The sequence below is a fragment of the Azospirillum sp. B506 genome (assembly GCF_000333595.1).
GTDB lineage: Bacteria > Pseudomonadota > Alphaproteobacteria > Azospirillales > Azospirillaceae > Azospirillum.
Map to the genome: position 1 here is coordinate 1 of NZ_BADK01000199.1, position 1,838 is coordinate 1,838.

2 protein-coding genes are annotated in these 1,838 nt (G+C 66.7%); both read right to left on the minus strand.

Annotated elements, in window-relative coordinates; genetic code table 11:
- Positions 1 to 513: DUF4862 family protein (locus tag I71_RS06870; RefSeq protein WP_159107355.1), on the minus strand; the 513-nt coding region annotated here is incomplete at its 3' end.
- Between the two features lie 79 nt (positions 514 to 592).
- On the minus strand, positions 593 to 1,838 hold a 1,246-nt coding region (locus tag I71_RS06875; protein WP_042692898.1), incomplete at its 5' end, for an MFS transporter.

The following is a 1,838-nucleotide window of genomic DNA, read 5'->3' on the forward strand; positions in this document are numbered from 1 at the left end:
GGCGGGCATCGCATGCTCAAGGACGACGGTCGCACCGCCCCAGTCCCAGGACAGAATCTCGCATAGCGACCTCTCCAGGGCACGACCACCCCGTTCGGCATCGGCCTGCGGCAAGGTCGGAAATGCGTGGAGTTCGACGGCAACGATGCGCTGTCCGCGCGCGATGAAATCGAGCACCCCTTCGCGGGCGGCGGCGACAAGCTCGACGGCACGGTCACGCCCGCCGGGATCGGGAGACGCCAGGCCGACCGCCGGTTCCCTGGCCGCGGCCGTCGCCGCAGCGCCGATCAGGGTCAGCACATGACCTCCCCGGCCTTCCCGGCTGCCGAGCACGTCGGCCAGGATCGGCGCGTCCCGCTCCCAGCCGGGCGCTCCCCATTGGATTTCCAGGCCATCGACCCCGGACAGAGACAGAACCTCCTCAAGAAAGGCTCTGCGCTCCTCCAAGCCATCCGGCTGAGCGGCATAAGCGCCGACGATGCGGAGCGCCTTGCGATGAAAGCTCGTGGTCATTGCCTTGCCCATCTTTCCATACGGGAGGAGACAGCGGGGGCGGAAGCTTCCGGCTTCCGCCCCCGGGATCATGCGCCGTTCAGATTTGACCCCTGGAAGGCCGCGCTTCGCCCCATTCGGCGTCCGTCGGCGTGTTCAAGTCGCGGTCGAGGGTTTCGGGCAGCGAGTAGGTGGCCAGGAACGAAACCAGCATGGTGACGGCCATGTAGATCGCGACCGGAACCCAGGAATTGCCGTACCAGGCCAGCAGCGAGGCGCACAGCAGCGGGGCGATGCCGCCGCCGATGATCGACGAGAACTCCCGCCCCAGCGTCACGCCGGCATAGCGGTAGCGGCTGCCGAAGATCTCCGGGAAGAAGCTCATGTGCACGCCGGTCACGCCCTGGGCGGCGACCATGTAGCCGAACACGATGATGGCGGTGATCAGCACCGGCGAGCCGCTGTTGAGGCCGGGGAAGACGAGGAACGGCGTGACGACGAGGCTCCCGGTCAGCACCAGCGTCATCCGGCGGCGTCCGAAACGGTCGGACAGGCTGCCCGTCAGGAAGGCGGCGAAGGAGGCGGCGATGGCGGCGGCAAGCTGGACCGGCGGAACGAAGTGCGTATCGACCCCCACCACATTGATCAGGTAGGAGATCATGAAGACCTGATAGGTGTAGGACTGGGTCGATACGCCCCAGTTCATCAGGATGACCTTGATGACGTTCTTCTTGCCATGCTTCGCGACGACGCGGAGCGGAGCTTGATTGCGGACATCGACCTTCTTCTTCAGCTCCGTGAAGACGGGGCTTTCGGCGAGCTTCAGCCGGATGACGAAAGCGGCGATGGTGACGAGGATGCTGCTCCAGAAGATCGCCCGCCAGCCCCAGCTCATCACCGCTTCATTGGGAAGCTGCTGTACGCCGATCCAGGCGATGGCGCCCAGCGCGGTGCCGAAGGCCGCACCCACCATGATCAGCGACGACAGCCGTCCGCGCTGGCCCAGCGGGGCCGTTTCGGTCAGCAGCGTGGCGCCGCCCGACTGCTCGGCGCCCGCCCCGAAGCCCTGGAGGAAGCGGCAGAGCACCAGCAGCAGCGGCGCCCAGACGCCTGCCGTCTCGTAGGTCGGCAGACAACCGATGGCGAAGGTCGCCCCGCCCATCAGGAACAAGGTGGTGACGAGCACCCATTTGCGGCCGAACTTCTCACCGTAATGCGAGAAGAAGAGGCCGCCGAGCGGGCGGGCGAGGAAACCGATGGCATAGGCGCCGAAGGCGGCGATGATGCCGGCCGCCGGGGAGATCGTCGGGAAGAACAGCTTGCTGAAGATCAGAGCGGAGGCGGGC